Source organism: Pseudomonas sp. GW821-FHT07E12 (assembly GCF_058986605.1).
Genome location: NZ_JBYSVX010000019.1, coordinates 1 through 19,998, shown reverse-complemented (window position 1 = coordinate 19,998; position 19,998 = coordinate 1). Strand labels below are relative to the sequence as shown.

The 19,998-nt window shown below is 66.0% G+C and carries 12 protein-coding genes; 5 read left to right on the top strand and 7 right to left on the bottom strand.

Annotated elements, in window-relative coordinates; translation table 11 throughout:
* Positions 1–39: 39 nt before the first annotated feature.
* The gene (locus tag AC3WJE_RS12065; protein WP_493731046.1) at positions 40–630 is read right to left on the bottom strand and encodes a malonic semialdehyde reductase; all 591 of its coding nucleotides are present in this window, start codon (positions 628–630) and stop codon (positions 40–42) included.
* A gap of 107 nt (positions 631–737) precedes the next feature.
* Between AC3WJE_RS12065 and AC3WJE_RS12060 the strand changes: the two genes are divergently transcribed.
* Together AC3WJE_RS12060 and AC3WJE_RS12055 are read left to right on the top strand one after the other, a co-directional pair.
* Complete coding sequence (locus tag AC3WJE_RS12060) at positions 738–1,697, top strand: mitochondrial fission ELM1 family protein (protein WP_493731045.1); 960 nt, start codon at positions 738–740, stop codon at positions 1,695–1,697.
* Between the two features lie 755 nt (positions 1,698–2,452).
* A complete protein-coding gene (locus AC3WJE_RS12055; protein WP_493731044.1) occupies positions 2,453–3,019 on the top strand; it encodes a queuosine precursor transporter in 567 nt (188 codons plus the stop codon).
* A gap of 110 nt (positions 3,020–3,129) precedes the next feature.
* On the opposite strand, the gene glnE is transcribed toward AC3WJE_RS12055, so the two are convergent.
* From glnE to AC3WJE_RS12025, 6 genes are all read right to left on the bottom strand, one after another.
* Positions 3,130–5,940 (bottom strand): bifunctional [glutamate--ammonia ligase]-adenylyl-L-tyrosine phosphorylase/[glutamate--ammonia-ligase] adenylyltransferase, encoded by a 2,811-nt coding sequence (glnE, locus tag AC3WJE_RS12050; protein ID WP_493731043.1) that lies wholly within the window; start codon positions 5,938–5,940, stop codon positions 3,130–3,132.
* 188 nt (positions 5,941–6,128) lie between these two features.
* Complete coding sequence (locus tag AC3WJE_RS12045; protein WP_493731042.1) at positions 6,129–7,277, bottom strand: pyridoxal phosphate-dependent aminotransferase; 1,149 nt, start codon at positions 7,275–7,277, stop codon at positions 6,129–6,131.
* A gap of 629 nt (positions 7,278–7,906) precedes the next feature.
* Positions 7,907–8,980: a 3-deoxy-7-phosphoheptulonate synthase gene (locus tag AC3WJE_RS12040; protein ID WP_493731041.1), complete on the bottom strand. Its 1,074-nt coding sequence runs from the start codon at positions 8,978–8,980 to the stop codon at positions 7,907–7,909.
* A gap of 369 nt (positions 8,981–9,349) precedes the next feature.
* Positions 9,350–12,256, bottom strand: coding sequence for a TonB-dependent receptor plug domain-containing protein (locus tag AC3WJE_RS12035; protein WP_493731040.1), 2,907 nt, complete (start codon positions 12,254–12,256; stop codon positions 9,350–9,352).
* Positions 12,257–12,797: 541 nt separating this feature from the next.
* Positions 12,798–14,438 (bottom strand): chaperonin GroEL, encoded by a 1,641-nt coding sequence (gene groL / locus AC3WJE_RS12030; RefSeq protein ID WP_493731039.1) that lies wholly within the window; start codon positions 14,436–14,438, stop codon positions 12,798–12,800.
* A gap of 137 nt (positions 14,439–14,575) precedes the next feature.
* Positions 14,576–14,863, bottom strand: a complete 288-nt coding sequence (locus AC3WJE_RS12025) for a co-chaperone GroES (protein ID WP_493731038.1) — start codon at positions 14,861–14,863, stop codon at positions 14,576–14,578.
* Positions 14,864–15,215: 352 nt separating this feature from the next.
* On the opposite strand from AC3WJE_RS12025, the gene AC3WJE_RS12020 reads away from it, so the two are divergent.
* The 3 genes from AC3WJE_RS12020 (at position 15,216) to AC3WJE_RS12010 (ending at position 19,890) form a co-directional block, all read left to right on the top strand.
* Positions 15,216–16,979 carry an endonuclease gene (locus AC3WJE_RS12020; RefSeq protein WP_493731037.1) on the top strand — a complete coding sequence of 588 codons (1,764 nt, stop codon included), beginning with the start codon at positions 15,216–15,218 and terminating at the stop codon, positions 16,977–16,979.
* 344 nt (positions 16,980–17,323) lie between these two features.
* Positions 17,324–17,629, top strand: coding sequence for a divalent-cation tolerance protein CutA (cutA, locus tag AC3WJE_RS12015; RefSeq protein ID WP_493731036.1), 306 nt, complete (start codon positions 17,324–17,326; stop codon positions 17,627–17,629).
* On the top strand, positions 17,626–19,890 hold the full coding sequence (locus tag AC3WJE_RS12010) for a protein-disulfide reductase DsbD family protein (protein ID WP_493731035.1): 2,265 nt from the start codon (positions 17,626–17,628) through the stop codon (positions 19,888–19,890). Before cutA ends, AC3WJE_RS12010 begins: the two co-directional genes overlap by 4 nt.
* Positions 19,891–19,998 lie beyond the last annotated feature (108 nt).

Genomic DNA, 19,998 nt, shown 5'->3' with positions numbered 1-19,998 from the left:
ACGGACGGACGAGGACCGTGGGACTACAGGCCAATCGCATCATTCGATGCGGGCAGCCTCATCGAAGCTCAGGCGGGGCAGGCGTGGGTAAACGCCAGCCGGATCACCATAGCCGAGATTGATCAGGAAGTTCGATTTGACCGAACTGCCTGCGAAAAAGGCGGCATCGACCTTGCTGTTGTCGAAACCGGACATCGGCCCGGCATCCAGGCCGAGCGCACGCGCGGCCAGGATCAGGTAGGCCCCTTGCAGGGAGCTGCTGCGCCAGGCCGCCGGATGACGGCTTTCGCGGGGGCCGTCGAACCAGCTCTTCGCATCGGCATGCGGGAACAGGTACGGCAGCTTTTCGTGGAAATCCTCGTCGTAGCCGACGATCGCCGTGACCGGTGCGGCCAGGGTCTTGGCGAGATTGCCCTGGTCGAGCGCTGGCGCCAGCTTCTGCTTGGCCTGCCTGGACTTGACGAAGACCAGGCGGGCCGGCGTCGAGTTGGTCTGGGTCGGCCCCCATTTCAACAGGTCGTACAACGCATGCAGCTGGCTGTCCTCGACCGGCTTGTCGAGAAAGGCGTTGTAGGTGCGGGCGGTACGGAACAACTGGTCCAGCACAGCGGCGTCGAGTACGTCCGACATGAAGGCTCCTTTGGGAAATCGGCGCGGAGGGCATACGACTTCCGCAAGAGACGGGAGTGTAGAGTGGCGCGATTGCAGTCACACACGCTCATGGCTGAAACAAATCTATGTCGGATGTGAAACGATCGGACGCCTGCTGGGCGGTCAGCGACGGGCACGCCGGCAATGCGCGCCAGGCCGCCGCGCTGGCCGCAGCCCTGCATCCGCCGACCTGGGACACGCTGGCCCTGGCCCCACAGGCGCCATGGCGCTGGTGGTCACCCCGGCGCCTGCCCGGCGACCGGGCCGCCTTCGGCGCCACGTTCGCCCAGCAACTGCAGACCCCACCGGCGCTGGCGATCGGCTGTGGCCGCCAGGCCGCCCTCGCCACCCGCCTGCTGCGGGCGCGCGGCAGCCTCGCCATTCAGATCCTCGATCCACGCCTGTCCCCCCGGCACTGGGATCTGGTGATCGTGCCCGAGCATGACCGGCTGCGCGGCAGCAACGTCCTGCCCCTGCTGGGCAGCCTGCACCCGGTCGACGATGCCTGGCTCGCGGCCGGTCGTGCCACCTTCCCCGCACTTGGCGACCTGCCCGGCCCACGCATCGCACTGCTGATCGGCGGCCCGACCCGGCACGTGCCCTGGTCGGCCGCCGACATCGTCACCCTGCTGGACACACTGCGCGTCCAACTGCACGACGGCGGCAGCGTACTGGCGACGACCTCACGCCGCACACCGCCGGAGGTGGTCATCAGACTGCGGCAAGCCCTGCGCGACCTGCCCGGCCTGCTGTGGTGCGACGAGGACGATGGCGCCAATCCCTATGCCGGCCTGCTCGGCTGGGCCGATGCCGTCATCTGCACCGCCGACTCCAGCAACCTCCTGTCGGAAGCCTGCGCGACCCGGGTACCGGTCACCGCCGCATTCACCGAGAAAGCAAACGGACGCCTGCGCAGCTTCGTCGAGGCATTGCTGACACGCGGAAGGCTCGCACCGCTGGACGCGCTGTCGCATGCAGGTGAACAAACGCCGCTGCGAGAAACTGCTCGCATCGCAGCGTTGGTGCGGGAACGCCTGTCGATCTAGGGTGAATCGATATTTGCGGCGCAGTCGCGGCTGTAGCTGTAGCTGTGGCTGTGGCTGTGGCTGTGGCTGTGGCTCATGATCTTGCCGTTGCCGTTGCTCGTGATTTTGCTTTTGCTTTTGCTCTGCCTTTGACTTTCCCGGGGCCCCCATCCGCAGCGGCGGAGCTGGCGGGGAAAACCCCGAAGGGGCGACGCACATGGATGTGCGTCGTTTTCTGCCGCGGCACGGATGCCGCGTCAGAAAATCCCGCTGGCGGAGTGAACCCGTAGCGCAGCGAAGGGCGCGAGGACTGGGGCGTGTTCCTTTGGGTTACGTTTCTTTGCACGAGCAAAGAAAGGTAACTCGCTCCGAAGGAGCGAAAGCCTTTGCTGTTGAAGTTGCCTTCAACAACAAATCAAACGCAAGAGCAGCGGAGCGAGCTCCGCTCTACGAGGTCACCACTGCCTGCACGAATGTCCATGGATCCCCGCTTGATCAGCCTTTGGCTGCTGAAAAGCGCTTCGCGGGGATGACGGCAGAAAGATCCCGCGGAAGACACTGGATCCCCGCCTTCGCGGGGACGACGGCTGATGGATGACAAGCAAGTGAAAGATGCAAAAAAGGCGGATACAAGCACATGCTCCACTACGAAACGCACATGAAACCGCACCCCCACCCCACACCCAATTCCAACAACAAACAGACAGCCCTCGTCAGTAGCCCCACATCACCACGACACGGATAATCCGCGCCTCCCCCACATTACCCGCCCCACCATGGCTCCCCCCATCAACATCGCATTCGCCCGCCCCACTCCGCATGCGCTGCTGCTCGCAATCCTCGCGATGGGCGCAGTGGTGCTGCTGTCGAACGTACTCGTGCAATACCCCATCAACGACTGGCTGACCTGGGGCGCGTTCACCTATCCCGCTGCGTTCCTGATCAGCGATGTGATCAACCTGCGCTTCGGACCGCGCATCGCGCGCCAAGTCGCATGGTGCGGATTCGTGGTCGCGGTGGCGCTGTCGATCTGGGTGGCGACACCGCGCATCGCCGCGGCCTCGTGCAGCGCCTTCATCTGTTCGCAGCTGCTGGACATCGCCGTGTTCCATCGCCTGCGCGCGGGCAACTGGTGGCGCGCGCCGGCCGTGTCGACGCTATGCAGCGCAACGCTGGACACCACGATCTTCTGGTCAATCGCCTTCGCCAGCTCCGGGCTGCCCTGGATCAGCTGGGCCACCGGCGACCTGGCGGTGAAGCTGGGCATGGGCATGTTCCTGCTGGCGCCGTTCCGCGCCTTGCTGCGCAAGAACACCCCACCGCAAACCACCCGCCCATGGTAGGAGCGGCTTTAGCCGCGATGAGGCTTTCCCGGTAGAGCCTCATCGCGGCTAAAGCCGCTCCTACGATGGCCCGTAACGACTCCGGGAAAGCTCCAGCCGAGCACCTGTCATCAGTCCTTGCCGGCCGGAAACGGCAGACCCTGCACACGCGCAACCTCGCTGATCGTCACCCGCGCCTGCGTGGTCGCCGCATTCGGCACGGTCAGACGCGAGCGCCGGTCCAGCGTGCAGGCCAGTCCCGCATCGAGCAGCGCCTCGTGCGCGGTGTGCAGTGCCTCCGTACTTGCCAACGGTAACCAGCTGGCAGCAACAAGCGCATCGATCAAGGCCGGCGTGTCGCGTGGCCGCAGCAACGCGGCATCGCGATGCGCTTCAAGCAGCACGCCGGCCTGCAGCACGAACTCAAGATCCACCAATCCACCGGCGCCCTGCTTGAGATCAAAGCGCGCGGCGTCACTGCGATCCAGCTCGGCGCGCATGCGTCCACGCATCTTCACCACGTCCTCGCGCAGTGCCGCCGGCTCGCGTTCGCGCGCGAGCGTGTCAGCGCGCACCTGCTCGAACGCTGCCAGCAACGCGGCATCACCGGCCACGCCACGCGCGCGCACCAACGCCTGATGCTCCCAGGTCCAGGCGCGCTCGCGCTGGTATTCGCGATAGCTCGCCAGCGAGGACACCAGCGCACCTTTGCCACCATCCGGACGCAGTCGCACGTCGATGTCGTACAACCGGCCGGCGCCGGTCTCGGCACCGAGCAAGGCCATCACCTTCTGCGCCAGGCGCGCGAACCAGCGCCCCGCTTCCAGTGGACGCGTGCCGTCGGAATTCTCGGCACCCGCGCCAAGCTCGTACAGGAACACCAGATCCAGGTCCGAGCCGAACCCAAGTTCGCCACCGCCCAGACTGCCGTAGCCAAGGATCGCGAACATGCCGCCCGGCACGTCGCCATGTGTTTCGACCAGTTGCCGCCGCGCCATCGCCAGCACGGTGACAACCACCGCATCGGCCAGCGCCGCCAGCTGACGCGTGCTGTCCAATCCCGGTTGACGGCCATCGAGCGTCGCCAATGCGATGCGGAAGCTGAGCGCGAGCCGGCGTTCGTTGAGCTCGCGCAACGCCGCCTCGGGATCGTCGATCGCCAATGTCTGCGCGCACAGTGCCTGGATCGCCGCGGCATCCGGCATCGGTCCGGAGATGCGTGTGTCGAGCAGTTCGTCGAGCAGCAGCGGATAGGCCACCAGGCGTTCGGACAACAACGCGCTGCGCGAAAGCACATTGACCAGCCGCGCCAGCGCGGTGGGTTGCTCGTCGAGCAGCGCGAGATAGCTGGTACGGCGCAATACCGCCTGCAACAAGCCGAGCACGCGGTGCAGCGCGGCATCCGGCTGGGCCGAGTGCGCGACTGCGCCGAGCAACGCCGGCATCACCCGATCCAGGCGCGTGCGCGCCGCATCCGACAGCACGCGTACCCCCAGCGATTGCGCGAAATCACGTAATGACTGGTCGGCACCGGCGGCATCGGTGAAACCGAGATCCGCCAGCTGCGTCGCATCGCCGGCATCGGGCAGGCCACGCCAGTACGCCGCCACCGCATCGGGCGCGCCGGTCTTCCGCCGCGGCGCCAGCAGTTCGGCGAACTCGGCGGCGACGCGATCGCGCTGCACCTGCAACGCCGAAAACAGCGCATCCCAGCCATCGAAGTCCAATCCACGCGCGATGCGCTCGCGATCCAGCGCCTCCACCGGCAACGCATGCGTCTGTGCATCGCGCAACATCTGCAACCGATTCTCGACCCGACGCAGAAAACGATAGGCCGTGGCCAGTGCCTCACCGTCACCCGGCTCGACCTGCCCCAAGGCGACCAACGCCGCCAGTGCCGGCAGCAGGCGTCGTTCGCGCAGCGCCAGCTCGCGACCGCCGCGGATCAGCTGCAACGCCTGCACCAGGAACTCGATCTCGCGGATGCCACCGGGCCCGCGCTTGATGTCGTCGAGTCGATCGTGACGCGCGACTTCCGCGGTGATCGCCGCCTTCATCTCGCGCAGGCCATCGAGCGCGGTGAAATCGAGATAGCGCCGATAGACGAACGGCCGCAGTGCCTGCAGCCACGCCTCGCCGGCATCGATATCACCGGCGACCGCGCGCGCCTTGATCCAGGCATAGCGCTCCCAGTCGCGGCCCTCGCGCTGGAAATACTGGTCCATCGCCGCGAACGACAACGCTACGCGCCCAGCGGTGCCGAACGGGCGCAGGCGCAGATCCACGCGATGACTGAAACCATCCACCGTCGTCTCGTCCAGCAGACGCGCCAGCTGTTGCCCGAGCCGTGCGAAGTATTCCTCGGCGGCGAGCGCACGCGCGCCATCGGATTCGCCGCCCTGCGGATAGGCGTAGACCAGATCGACGTCGGAGGAAAAATTCAGCTCGCCGCCACCGAGCTTGCCGAGCCCGAACACCACCAGCCGCTGCACGCTGCCGTCGGCGGCAATGACGCGTCCGTGGCGGAGCGCGAATTGCTGCTCCAGCACGGTCAGCGCCAGTTGCAGGCAGGTCTCGGCCAACCGCGTGACGCTGGCCAGCGTCGCATCGACATCGTCCAGGCCGAGCACATCACGCCAGACCAGACGCGACGATTCGGCGGTGCGGTAGCGGCGCAGTTGCGCCGGCCACAGCGTGGGCTGTCCGGGGTCCAGCTCGGGCAACGGCAGCGGCGCCGGATCGGGTTCGGCAAACCACGCCAGCAGCGCCGGCTGGCGTACCAGCGTATCGGCGACGAAGTCGCTGGCAAGCACGACACGGGCCAGATCGGCATCGAAGCCTTCACGCGCCGGCCAAGCCGGCTGCGCGTTGCGGATCCGCGTCAGGGAACGCTCGACCAGAGCGGAAATTTCGGGGGAAACGTCAGGGAAGGGCGATGGCATCCGTGGATTCTGTCATCACAGGCCGTATACGCCATACTCGCCGGGCAATAAAAAAGCCCGCTTGCAGCGAACTGCCAGCGGGCCTTGCTCCCTCCCCCACGTCGGGATGCGGGATCATAGTGCTCACAAAAATTCCGGGATGCACGCTGCAGTGCAAAAACAATACTGATCGGTACATTTGTTGCCGTTCAGCCTCGCCGAAGGCCCGCTTGAATCAACTCGCGCAGGGCGGCCTGCACCGCGGTGTTCTCGGCCGGCGTGCCGATGGTGATGCGCACCCAATCCGCATAGGGCGGGAACGCGCGACCGATGCGGATGCCACGCTCCAGCAATGCCGCAGCCACGTGCGATTGCGGACGGCCTGCATCGAAGAACACGAAGTTGCCGGCCGGCTCGGCATAGCGGAATCGCCACTCGCGCAGCAGCGCCAGCCAGCGTTCGCGCTCGCGTGCGACTTGCGTGCGCACGCGCGTCAGGTGCGCGGTGTCGGCCAGACTGGCGGCTGCGGCGACGATCGATAACTGATTCAACGCATGCGCATCACCGACACCGCGCCGACGCAGTGCATCGGCCAGCGCGCGTGGTGCCAACGCGTAGCCGATCTGCAATCCCGCCAGCGCATGCAACTTGCCGAAGGTACGGAACACCACCACGTTGTCACCCGCGCGCAACAGGCGCGTCGCAGTGCGCTCGGCGAAATCTTCGCGATAATCCAGATAGGCCTCGTCGACGATCACCAGCGTGCGTTGTGCAGCCGCATGCACGAACGCATCAAACGCGGCGCGTTCGCTGAGTGTGCCGGACGGGTTGTGCGGATTGACCACGAACAGCGCGCGCGTATCGGCGGCGATCGCCGCACTCAACGCCGGCAGATCGTTGCGCAGTTGCGCGTCCAGTGGTACTTCCACCGCCTTGCCGCCGAACGGCGCAGCCGCGTCCACCAACGCACCGTAGCCCGGCACCGAGTAGATGAAGCCACCGCCGCCATGTTCCAGCGCCAGATGCTGGCCGAGTGCTTCGAGCACTTCGCCCAGGATGACCTGCTCGGGCGCGACACCTTCGATCGTGGCGATCTGCCGCTGCAGCGCCTCGGCCTGTACCTTGCTCACGTAACGCGGCAACTGCGGCAAAGCCTGTGTGATCGCATCGGCCACTCGTGGCGAGGGTCCATAGCTGCTCTCGTTGAGATCCAGGCGGATCGGCACGGTCGGATCAGGCCGTGTCGCGGGAATCCCACTCGCGGCCCGCAGCGGCAGCGCGGTGGCGAGCAGGGCTGCGCCGGAGCCATGCAGCCAGCGCCGGCGCGCGGGATCAAAACCATCGGGATGCGTTTTCATTGCTGCGTACTCCGCGCCTCGGGGTTGCAGAAGGAGAGATGGCGACCAGCCGTCACCCTGCGCGAAGCCAAGGTAAACCACTGCCATCACGCCCGGCCGGCTCGGGAGATGGACATGCGGCATGTGCTGATGTCCGCGCAGCATGACCGCGGCGATCCCGACAAACCCATCCCAGCGAACTCAAACCATGGGCCTGGCCAGGATCATTCCAGGCAACGTTTAACGGGGAGAAGGCAACGCCTCCCGCCCAAACAGAAACGATCCGTTAAAGCAGCCGCATTCAGCGGCCCATGGACACGGCGCCGTGACCAGGCACGCCGCATCGACCGCTCCATCGCCACACACTGACGCACAGCCGCACTTGCGGACAAATCACCGACAAGCGGCCGCGGCAGGATCGCGCCATCAGGTGATCGACGTTGGCACTCTCTCCTGCCAACGAAGGTGATCTGGTACGGACGGCCGTGTCCGATGCCGGGTAGGCTTGCCTGCCCGGCTTTTTGTTGGGTCTCGCGCGGGAATCGGAATGCGAGCCCCTCGCAGAGGGGCCCGCAGTTCCATGCGCAGGGATTCAAAGGGCGAGTCCCTCAGCAAAGCCGCGCCTCCATGCGCGGCGGTCTGCTTTCGACTCAGGCCGCGGCAGACAGTGCGCGACGGCGACGGGCGCGCACGGCCTCGGCCAGCCGCTCCAGCACCTGCACCGAGGTATCCCAGTCGAGGCAGCCATCGGTGATGCTCTGGCCGTAGGTCAGCTCGCACCCCTCGACCAGTTCCTGGCGACCGCCGACCAGATGGCTTTCCACCATCACGCCGATGATCGCGTCCTGGCCCTGCTCCAGCTGCCGGGCGATGTCTTCGATCACCTTCGGCTGGTTTTCCGGGTTCTTGCCGCTGTTGGCGTGGCTGGCGTCGACCATCAGGCGCGCTTCCAAGCCGTTCTTCTGCAGCACCTGCGCGGCCGCCGCGACGCTGTCGGCGTCGTAGTTCGGCTGCTTGCCGCCGCGCAGGATCACGTGGCAGTCCGGGTTGCCGGTGGTGGCGGCCACCGCGGTCTGCCCGTCCTTGGTGACGGCCAGGAAATGGTGCGGATGCGACGCCGCGCCGACTGCGTCCACGGCGATCTTCACATCGCCGCCGGTGCCGTTCTTGAAGCCGACCGGGCACGACAGGCCCGAAGCCATCTCGCGATGCACCTGGCTCTCGGTGGTGCGCGCGCCGATCGCGCCCCAGGCCACCAGGTCGGCGATGTATTGCGGCGAGATGATGTCGAGGAACTCCACGCCGGCAGGCAGGCCGAGATGGTTGATGTCGCGCAGCAGGCCGCGCGCGATGCGCAAGCCCTTGTTGATCTGGAAGCTGCCGTCCAGATCCGGATCGTTGATCAGGCCCTTCCAGCCGATGGTGGTGCGCGGCTTCTCGAAGTACACGCGCATCACGATCTCCAGCGCATCGCCGAGCGTGTCGCGCAACGGGCGCAGGCGCTGGGCGTATTCCATCGCCGCGACCGGGTCGTGGATCGAGCAGGGCCCGATCACCACGGCGAGGCGATCGTCACGGCCGTGCAGGATCTCGTGCAGCGCCGCGCGCGAGGCGGATACGGTCTTCGAGGCGGGCTCGTCGCAGGGCAGCAGGGACAGCAGCTGCGCCGGCGGCGTCAGCGGTTCGATCTTGCGGATACGCAGGTCATCAGTGTGCGGGGGCATGTCATCGGGCTCCGGGATGTTAGGCGGTGTGCCCCAGGGCGAAGGCGGCAACAAAAAAGCCGCCAGTTGCGCTGGCGGCTTTCGGGAATGCTTCTGAAGGTACTTTCTTCAGGTTGAGCGCAATCCTTCCTCCGCCAGCGGCTTAGGAAAGTAGTACCAAAAATAAAAGGAGGCACGGCTTGCGTTCATGGGGTGCATTGATAACACGGGTTTTTCGCCATTGCCACTGTTTCATTGGCAACGAAGACCTGCATCTGGATGCCTATGTGCAGGATGCCCATGTGGGAGGGACTTCAGTCCCGACGGGCCTTCCCGGGAAAGCCCGTCGGGACTGAAGTCCCTCCCACAGCGCTCCACATCACTCACGCATCAGAAATCGAACACGTACTCCGCTGCGATTTCACGCCCGATCGAGTCATACAGCGTGGTGTTGTAGAAGGCATAGCCGTAATACGCCTCCTTGTGCTTGTAGCCAACGTTGTTGAACACGTTGTTGACGTAGAAGTTGACCTTCATGCGCTCGTTGATCCGGTAGCCGCCGCTGAGGTTCCAGTACCACGCCGGCCCGACCCGGCCGTAGTAGTGCGTGGTGGACTCGCCGTAATGCGAGCTGGCGCTGTCGGTGACCACGCAGTCGTCGCCGGCCGCCGGCTGGTAGCCGTCGTCGAAGCGGCGGCAGGTGCCCCAGTTGACCGCGCGGGTCGAGCCGAAGCGCTTGGCGTACAGGGTGAAGTCCCACGGCCCGCCGTTTTCCCAATGCGCGCTGGCGCGGACTTTGCTGCGCACCTTCTGGTCGCGCTTGTTCTGGTTCTCGTCGGTGCGGTAGATCTGCTCGTAGTAGGAGATCAGGTTGTTGTAGTCGAGCGAGAACTGCCAGTTGCCCCAGCTGGCGGTGTCGAGGCGGTACTTCAACGACACGTCCACGCCGGAGGTTTCGGCCTGGGCCAGGTTGATCGGGCCGCGCTCGATGCTGACGATCTTGCCGTCGGAATCACGCACCACGCGCGAGAGGATCGTGGCGCAGTATTCGTCGCCACCGGGGTTGTTCCAGACACCACCGCTGGTGGTGGTGCCAGTGCGGCAGCCGGCTTCGGCACTGAGGATCTCGTCGCGATCCAGATCCTTGATCATGTCTTCGAGACGGATCTTGTAGTAATCCGCAGTCAGCGACAGGCCCTGCGCGATGTCCCAGACGAAGCCGGCAGTGAACGAGCGGCCATGCTCGGACTTCAAGTCAGGCGTGCCGCGACGGTTCACGTCGACGGTGTAGTAGACGTTGGTGTTCTCGTCGCTGCAGGTGCCGGTGAGGTACGCACCTGAAGAAATGCAGCGGTACTGGTCGATCACGGTCTGGCTGGAGGAACTGGGCTCGCCGAGCACGTAGTGCATGTCCGGCGCGCGGAAGCTGGTGGCCAGGGTACTGCGCAGCAGCAGGCTGTCGAGCGGGCGCCACTCCAGGCCGGTGCTCCAGGTGGTGTCGCTCTGGTTGCCGATCTCGGTGGACAGATCGGAGGCGTAGGACTTGTAGGAACCGTAGCGGTCGTAGCGGGCCGCCATGCTCGCGGTCAGGCTCGACAACAGCGGCACCTGCAGTTCGAGACCGGCCGAGGAGCGCAGGCGTTCGCCGCCACCGCTGTCGACCACGTCGACGTAGTAGCACTCGTTGGCGCACGGATCAGGATTGAGCCGGTAGCCCTGCTTGGCCAGCTCGGCGACGGTGGCGAAGCGGATCGGGCCGGCCCAGCCCTGCATCAGTTCGCCGCTCAAGGTGAAGCTGGCCTGGTTGACCCAGGAATCGGCGGCGTTGTGCGACTTGGCGACCAGATCGTTGTACTGCGACGAGGTCAGCGGCGAATACCAGCGCTCCAGATTGACGTCGTAGATCGGCGTGCCGTCAGTGGTGGTACCGAGCTGGTCGCCGAGGAAGTAGTTGGTGGCCTTCTGCAGGTCGACGGTGCGGATGTACTCATCGACGGTGTAACGCGAACGGCCGATGCTGAACTCCCAGTCGAAGCGATCGGCCCACACGCCCTTCAGGCCGGCGCTCACGTCCCAGGACAGCTCCTTGTTGTAGTTGGCCAGATCCTCGAAGCTGCCGGCCTCGCGCCGGGTCAGCTGGCGGATCGCGTAGAGCGTGCGGTCGCTGCCGGTGTCGTAGAACGGGCCGAGGTAGACGTAGGGCGGATCGTAGGTCCAGTAACCGGTGCTCTTGTTCACCGACAACGTGGCCCAGGCCTCGGTGTTCTCGCTGAACTTCCAGGTGCCGTACAGATAGCCGGAGTAGTTCTCGCCGCCGCTGCTGAGCAACCAGTCCTGGTAGTCGTGGGCCATGCCGCAGTAGTTGCCGTAGTTGGTCAGCGTGTCGCTGTTCTGGTCGTAGCTCAGGCGCTGCGCGTTGATGAACTCGCCGCCGAAACCTTCGCAGGTGCCGGACGGCATCGACAGCCGCTCGGACGTATTGGCATCGACCAGGCTCAGGCCGGTGTAGGCATTGAAGCCGTACTTGCGGTTCTGCGCGGTCCAGTTCGAATAGGCCATGTCGTCCTGGTCGTCCATCTGCGGACGATCGCGACCGGTCAGCGGATCGCGACGCGTGCCCTGCAATGCGTAGGTGACGCTCCAGTTGTCGCCGGTGCGCCCGCCGGCCCACGACACGTCGAAGGCATCGCGTCCACCCTCGGTGGCGACGCCGCCGCGCATGCGTATCTGGTCGCCCTTGTAATCGCGCTTGAGGATCACGTTGATCACGCCGGCGACCGCATCCGAGCCATAGATCGCCGAAGCGCCACCGGTGAGGATCTCGATCCGCTCCACCGCTGCCGAAGGGATGTTGCTGTAGTTGGCGAAGTTGCTCTCGCCGCCGTACGGCAACGGGTAATCGGCGACGCGATGGCCGTTGACCAGCAACAGCGTGCGGCCTGGACCGAGGTCGCGCAGGTTGATCGGCGAGGCGTTCGGCGTATGCGAGCCCCACTGCGTATCCGCCTCGACCGAGCCCTGCTGGTTCATGCTGGCCAGCGCGTCGTAGACGGTGGCGAAGCCCTGCTGCTGGATCTGCTCGGCGCTGATGGTCAGCACCGGCTGCGCGCCCTCGACCTCGGCGCGCTTGATGCGCGAGCCGGTGACGGTGACGGCATCCAGCTCGGTGGCGGCCTTGGCCTTGGCCTTGGCCTTGGCGGTGTCTGTGTCGCTGTCACTCTGCGCCTGGACGGCACCGGCGTGCGCGGCGATGACGAGGGCAATGCTGAGGGCAAGGCAATGGCTACGGCACTTCATGGGTGATCCCCTGACAGAAGAACCGGCGGTGGCCGGCGGACGGTGGTGTCGGTTCGGTCACGCAGAGCGCGTCCCCCGACGCCGCTCTCCCCTGGCCTGCTGCGTATGTCGCGCAGGCCGCGTTTCCTGAACGAAACCTAAGTCCTCACTGATATCGTTGTCAACATATCGTCATGCATGGCGCTCGCGAGTCAACTACGGCATGGATTGACCAGCCTGTCTTACAGGACAAACAGAGTCACTGATACGCCACCTGAAAGACATGAATCCGGACCGCCGGGCCTTTCGGTGTGACATCCCATGCCCTGGGCACGACAAAGAAAAGGCTCTGTTCGCATCGGGTGGCTCCTTGTGGGAGGGACTTCAGTCCCGACAGGCTCTACCGGCAAAGCGTCGGGACTGAAGTCCCTCCCACAAAGAGCCAGCCGCAGGACCACGTCATCACAGGAAATCGCCCCCCGAACGCGAACAAGAGCCACAAAAAAAACCCCGCCTTTCGGCGGGGTTTTCTGTACAGCGTGCAGCCTGGGCTGCGGTGGACTTAGAAGTCCATGCCGCCCATGCCACCCATGCCGCCGCCGCCCGGGATGGCCGGCTCGTCCTTCTTCGGCGCATCCGCCACCATCGCTTCGGTGGTGATCATCAGGCCGGCGATCGAGGCCGCGTTCTGCAGCGCCGAACGGGTGACCTTGGTCGGGTCCAGGATGCCGAACTCGACCATGTCGCCGAACTCGCCGTTGGCGGCGTTGTAGCCGTAGTTGCCGGTGCCTTCCTTGACCTTGTTCAGGATCACGGACGGCTCTTCGCCGGCGTTGGCGACGATCTCGCGCAGCGGGGCTTCCATCGCGCGCAGGGCGATCTGGATGCCGTGGGTCTGGTCTTCGTTGGCACCGGCCAGGTCGCCCACGGCCACCAGCGCGCGCACCAGCGCCACGCCGCCGCCCGGGACCACGCCTTCTTCGACGGCCGCACGGGTCGCGTGCAGGGCGTCTTCAACGCGTGCCTTCTTTTCCTTCATCTCGATCTCGGTCGAAGCGCCGACCTTGATCACCGCAACGCCGCCGGCCAGCTTGGCCACGCGCTCCTGCAGCTTCTCGCGATCGTAATCCGACGAGGTGTCCTCGATCTGGGTCTTGATCTGGGTGACACGCGCCACGATCGCCGCGCCGTCGCCGGCACCGTCGATGATGGTGGTGTTCTCCTTGGAGACCTGCACCTTCTTGGCGCGGCCCAGGTCCTTGATCGTGGCCTTCTCCAGCGACAGGCCCACTTCCTCGGAGATCACGGTGCCGCCGGTCAGCACGGCCATGTCTTCCAGCATCGCCTTGCGACGGTCGCCGAAGCCCGGCGCCTTGACGGCCACGACCTTGACGATGCCACGGATGGTGTTGACCACCAGGGTCGCCAGCGCTTCGCCTTCGACTTCCTCGGCGACGATCAGCAGCGGCTTGCCCGACTTGGCCACGCCCTCGAGGACGGGCAGCAGGTCACGCACGTTGGAGATCTTCTTGTCGTGCAGCAGGATGAACGGGTCGTCCAGGTCGGCCGACTGGCTCTGCTGGTTGTTGATGAAGTACGGCGACAGGTAGCCGCGGTCGAACTGCATGCCCTCGACCACGTCCAGCTCGTTCTCCAGGCCCGAGCCTTCCTCGACGGTGATCACGCCTTCCTTGCCGACCTTCTGCATGGCCTCGGCAATGATGTTGCCGATCGACTCGTCCGAGTTGGCCGAGATCGTGCCGACCTGGGCGATCGCCTTGTCGTCGGTGGTGGGCTTGGAGATCTTCTTCAGCTCGGCGACGGCGGCGATGACCGCCTTGTCGATGCCGCGCTTGAGGTCCATCGGGTTCATGCCGGCGGCCACCGCCTTGGCGCCCTCGCGGATCAGTGCCTGAGCCAGCACGGTCGCGGTGGTGGTGCCGTCACCGGCGTTGTCGTTGGTCTTGGAAGCGACTTCCTTGACCATCTGCGCGCCCATGTTCTCGAACTTGTCGGCCAGTTCGATTTCCTTGGCGACGGAGACGCCGTCCTTGGTGATGGTCGGGGCGCCGAAGCTCTTCTCGAGCACGACATTGCGGCCCTTCGGGCCGAGCGTTGCCTTGACGGCATTGGCGAGAATGTTGACGCCGCGCACCATGCGCGAACGAGCGTCTTCACCGAAACGGATGTCCTTAGCGGCCATTTGAATTACCTCGGGAATGGAGAATGGGGAACAGGGAATGGAAAAAGCGCGGCAATGTAGATCGGGACGGAGGCAGGACAGGCGCACATGCAGTGCTTCGCCGATTCCCTATTCCCCGCTCCCGATTCCCGTCGCTATCAGCCGATGATGGCCAGAATGTCGTCTTCGCGCAGGACCTTGTACTCGACGCCCTCGGCCTTGTAGCTGCTGCCGGCGTACTGGCCGTAGATGACCTTGTCGCCGACCTTGACCACCGGGGCACGCACGCTGCCGTTGTCCAGCGGCTTGCCGGCGCCGACGGCGACGACTTCACCCTTGGTCGACTTTTCCTTGGCCGAGTCCGGGATCACGATGCCGCCGGCGGAAATCTCGTCGGCTTCGATCGGCTTGACTACGACGCGGTCGTGAAGCGGCTTGATGCTCATTGAATGGCCTCTTAAGTGATTGATTGGTCTGGAAAAGGCTGGCGATGTTAGCACTCGTATATGACGAGTGCCAGCACAGCGCACGACAAAACCCGACGTGTCGGGACGAGCCAGAGATGGAGCCGGCGCGGGGGCTTTCAAGGGCAGGCCGGCGAAAAAACGGAGTCGTGAGCCTGTGGGAGGGACTTCAGGCTCTGCATGCGAAGCCTGTCGGGACTGAAGTCCCTCCCACAAGGGGGCTCCCCAGCGGAGGCGACCTTCTCCCGCAGGAACTGCTATGGGGTTCCGATCGGATGTCATCGACAGGCCCTACGCTCGGGGTGCAGTCCCCCCTATCAACAAGGAGAAGTCGATGAGGTCGCTGTACACCACCACCCTGTCCCTGGCCGGCCTGCTTGGCCTGGCCATCCCGACGGCCCAGGCCGCCGTATTCGTCAACGAACTGCACTACGACGACGCCACCGCCGCCGGTGACACCGGCGAGGCGGTCGAGGTCGTCGCCACCGCCGGCGAGAGCCTGTCCGGCTATCGGATCTACCTCTACAACGGCAGCTCGCCCTCGGCCGCCGTGGTCTACGCCAACAACGCGGTACCGGCCGGCAGCCTGGTCAGCTGCGGCAGCCAGGTGCGCATCGCCACCGTCACCTACGCCAGCAACGGCATCCAGAACGGGCCGAACGATGGCCTGGCACTGGTCGATGGCAATGGCCAGGTCGTGCAGTTCCTCAGCTACGAGGGCGCCATCACCGCCTCCGATGGCCCGGCGGCCGGCATGACCAGCACCAATCTGCCGGTCAGCGAGACCAACAGCACGCCCGCGGGCACTTCGCTGCAGCTCACCGGCAGCGGCAGCACCGCCGCGCAATTCAGCTGGGCCAGTTCGCAGGCGCAGACCTTCGGCACCTGCAATCCCAACCAGCAATTCACCGGCAGCGGCAGCGGGACCGGCAGCGCACCGTCGATCACCGCCACCTCGCCGGCCGCGGGCGCCAGCAATTTCCCGGTGGCCGGCGATCTGTCGGTGAGCTTCAGCGAGGCGGTCAGCGCCGGCAGCGGCGCCTTCACCCTCAGCTGCGCAAGCTCGGGCGGCATCGCACTGACCTATCCGGCCAGCGGCACCCAGTTCGCGCTGACCACGGGCGCCACCCTGCAACCCGGCGAGAGTTGTACGTTGGGCGTAGTCGCCTCGGCGATCCAGGATGTCGACGGGCTGCATCCGGCCGCCAACCTGCAGGTGGCCTTCAACGTTGCCGCCGCCAGTGCCAGCGGCTACTACAGCAAGGTCAACACCTCCAGCGCCAGCCAGTTGCGCTGTTCGCTGCACGCGACGATCAAGGACCACACCGCCTATCCGTACAGCGGTTCGGGCACCAACACCTGGACGATCCTGGAGATCGCCGATGAGGACCCGAACAACAGCGGCAACATCCTCGACGTCTACCGCAACCGCAGCTACACCAAGGGCAGCGCGCGCGCCGGCACCGGCAGTGGTCTGACCTACAACCGCGAGCACACCTGGCCGAACTCGCTGGGCTTCGGCAGCGCCACCGGCGACCTCGGCCTGCCCTACGCGCCGTATACCGACACCCACATGCTGTATCTGAGCGACACCACCTGGAACGCCGATCGCGGCAACAAGCCCTATGCCAACTGCGACAGCAGCTGCGGCGAGCGCGTCACCGAGGCCAACAACGGCTTCGGCGGCGGCAGCGGCACCTATCCGGGCAACTCCAACTGGGTACGCACGCCGGACGGCAACGGCGGCACGTTCGAGGTCTGGAACCACCGCAAGGGCGACGTGGCGCGCGCCATCATGTACATGGCGATCCGCTACGAAGGCGGGGTGGGTGCCAACGGCCAGTCCGAGCCGGACCTGGAACTGACCGATACCCGCAGCCTGATCGTGCAGACCTCGTCCTCGCCGGCCTACATGGGCCTGCTGTCCACGCTGATCGCCTGGCACCAGGCCGACCCGCCGGACGATGCCGAGCGCGCCCGCAACGAGGTGATCTATGGCTTCCAGGGCAACCGCAATCCCTTCATCGACCATCCGGAATGGGGCACGGCATCGCTGTTCACCTCGGCCAAGCCGGCTACCTGCCAGTTGCTGAATTGATCCGCTGACCGGAGCGTGGAGCGGAGCTGGCTCCGCTGGGGACTTCCCTGGGAAAGCCTCAGCCGAGCCAGCCCGGCTCTACGATGGGTGGCGTCTCCGTGAGGGGACGCCATGCCTCATCCGCAGGTCAGAAACGTTCCGTTCCGCGTAGCGGCCGTCGCATGGCAGCCGCTCTGCTGCCGGGCGCACAGCGAGCCGGTACACTCGCGGGCTCCATGTCCTCCCCGTCCAACGCCCCCATGTCTGCGAGTCCCTCGCAGGAGCACCACGCATCCCTGTGCGGGGTCTCTGATTCTGCGAATCCCTCGCAGGAGCACCGCACATCCCTGTGCGGGGTGTTTATTTTGTTCAGCACCTGCCCGGATGCCGCCAGCGCCGAGCGCATCGCGCATGCGCTGGTGTCCGAGCGTCTGGCCGCGTGCGTGACGCAGTTGCCCGGGGCGCGTTCGACCTACCGCTGGCAGGACCGGATCGAGCAGGGCGAGGAAATCCAGCTGCTGATCAAGACCACCGCTACCCGGCTGGATGCCACCATCGCGCGCCTGCAGGCGCTACATCCGTATGAACTCCCCGAAGCGATCGCGTTGCCCGTCAGCGGCGGATTGCCTTCCTATCTGGCGTGGATCGACGCCGAGACCCGTAACGAATGAACGTCCCGATATCCCTGCGCCGCTTCGTCATGCTGTGCGCGCTCACGCTGCTGTCCCTGCCCGCGCTGGCCTTCTCCGAGGCCGACCTGCTGCCGGTGGACCAGGCCTTCAAGCTCAGCGCCGAAGCCACCGCGCCCGGGCGGGTCGAACTGCATTGGCAGATCGCGCCCGGCTATTACCTGTATCGCCATCGCATGGGCGTGGGCGAGATCCCCGGTTTCAAGCAGAACCCGCTGCAGCTGCCGGACGGCCACAAGAAGCACGATGAGTTCTTCGGCGAGGTCGAGACCTATCGCGACACGGTGACCGCGGTGGTCACCGGCGCCGCTGCCGATGGCGTGGACACACTGGACCTGGAGGTGCGCTACCAGGGCTGCGCCGACGCCGGCGTGTGCTATCCGCCGCAGAAGCGCCGTCTGCAGGTCAAGTTGCCGACAGGCACGGTCGCAGCGGCAGTGGCACCCGAGCATGCCGGTGCGCCGCGTGCCATGCGTCTGCCCGGCCCCGGCGTCAACACGCTGGCCGGCGTGGACGCGCTGCCGCTGCCGGCCGAACAGGCGTTCAACTTCGAGGCGATCGTCGGCGACGGCAATACGCTGCTGCTGCGCTTCACCCCGACACCGGGCTATTACCTCTACCGCGACCGCACCTCGCTGGCGCTGGAGGGCGTGGCCGGCATCCGCACCGGCGCGCCGCGCTGGCCGCCGGGCAAACCGCACCGCGACGAACACTTCGGCGAGGTGGTGGTGTACTTCGACCAGGCCGAGGTGAGCCTGCCGCTGCTGCGCGACCGCGCCGATCCAGCCGATATCACGCTGGTGGCGACCTTCCAGGGCTGCCAGACCGATGGCATCTGCTATCCGCCGATGACGCGCCGGGTGAAGCTGGCGCTACCGGCCGGCAAGATCTCGCCGAAGGATCAGGCCAGCGCCACGCCGCTGCTGATTCCGCCGTTGTCCGGCAGCAACGCTGCGGCGCAAGCGGCGCCGGCCGCGCCCGCAGCGATGCGTCCGGATGCTTCGCCCGACAATCCCGGACGCAGCCGGCCACCGCATGTCGAGCGCAACCTGATTGCGGTGCTGGTGCTGGCGCTGCTCGGCGGACTGGTGCTCAACCTGATGCCATGCGTGCTGCCGATCCTGTCGCTGAAGGTGCTCGGACTCGCGCACAGCGGCGAGAGCCGCACACGCGCACGCAGCCATGCGCTGTGGTATTCGCTCGGCGTGCTGGTCTCGTTCGCGGCGATCGGCGCACTGGTGATCGGCCTGCGCGCAGCCGGGCAGGCCGCCGGCTGGGGCTTCCAGCTGCAGCAACCGTGGTTCGTCGCCGCGCTGGTCTATCTGATGTTCGCGGTCGGCCTGAGCCTGACCGGGGTGTTCACGCTCGGCAGCAACCTCGGTGGCGTCGGCCAGTCGCTGGCCTCGCGACACGGGCCGGTCGGCGACTTCTTCACCGGCGTGCTGGCCTGCGTGGTCGCCAGCCCGTGCATCGCCCCGTTCATGGGCACCGCACTGGCCTACGCGTTCACCGCACCGCCGCTGCTGGCGATGCTGGTGTTCCTGGCGCTGGGCCTCGGATTGGCACTGCCGTTCCTGCTGATCGGTTTCGTGCCGTCGCTTGCCCGTCGCCTGCCCGCGCCCGGCGCGTGGATGGAGACGCTCAAGCAGGTGCTGGCGTTCCCGATGTACCTCACCGCGATCTGGCTGCTGTGGGTGCTGGGCAAGCAGCGCGGCGTCGATGCGATCGCCGTGCTGCTGGTCGGCACGACGCTGCTGGCGCTGGGCCTGTGGTGGTTCGAGCGCAGCCGCTGGCGCAGCCATCGGCTCGGGATGGGGCTGTCGTCACTGATGTTGCTGCTGGCGCTGGTGCCGGTGTGGGGCGTCACGCGCCTGCACGCACCGACCGCCGCGGCCACTGCCGGTGAGGTGGCCTACTCGCCGCAGTTGCTGGATCGTCTGCGCGCCGACAACCGGGTGATATTCGTCAACATGACCGCCGACTGGTGCGTGACCTGCAAGGCCAACGAGAAGAATGTGCTTGGCAGCAGCGCCTTCCGCGACACCCTGCGCCGGGTCGATGCGGTCTACATGAAGGGCGACTGGACCAATGTCGATCCGCAGATCAGCGCCTTCCTCGACCAGCACCAGGCCGTCGGCGTGCCGTTGTACGTGGTCTATGGCCCGGGCACCTCGCCGACCGTGTTGCCGACGGTGTTGACCGAGGCGATGGTTGAAGACGCGTTGATGCGCGCTGCGCGTTAAACCGCTTCAGGTGTTTACAGACTCCTGATTCGCCGTAGGAGCGGCTCTGGGTGGCCTAGGGCCATCAGCCGCGATGGGCTTTACCGGTGAAGCCCATCGCGGCTGATG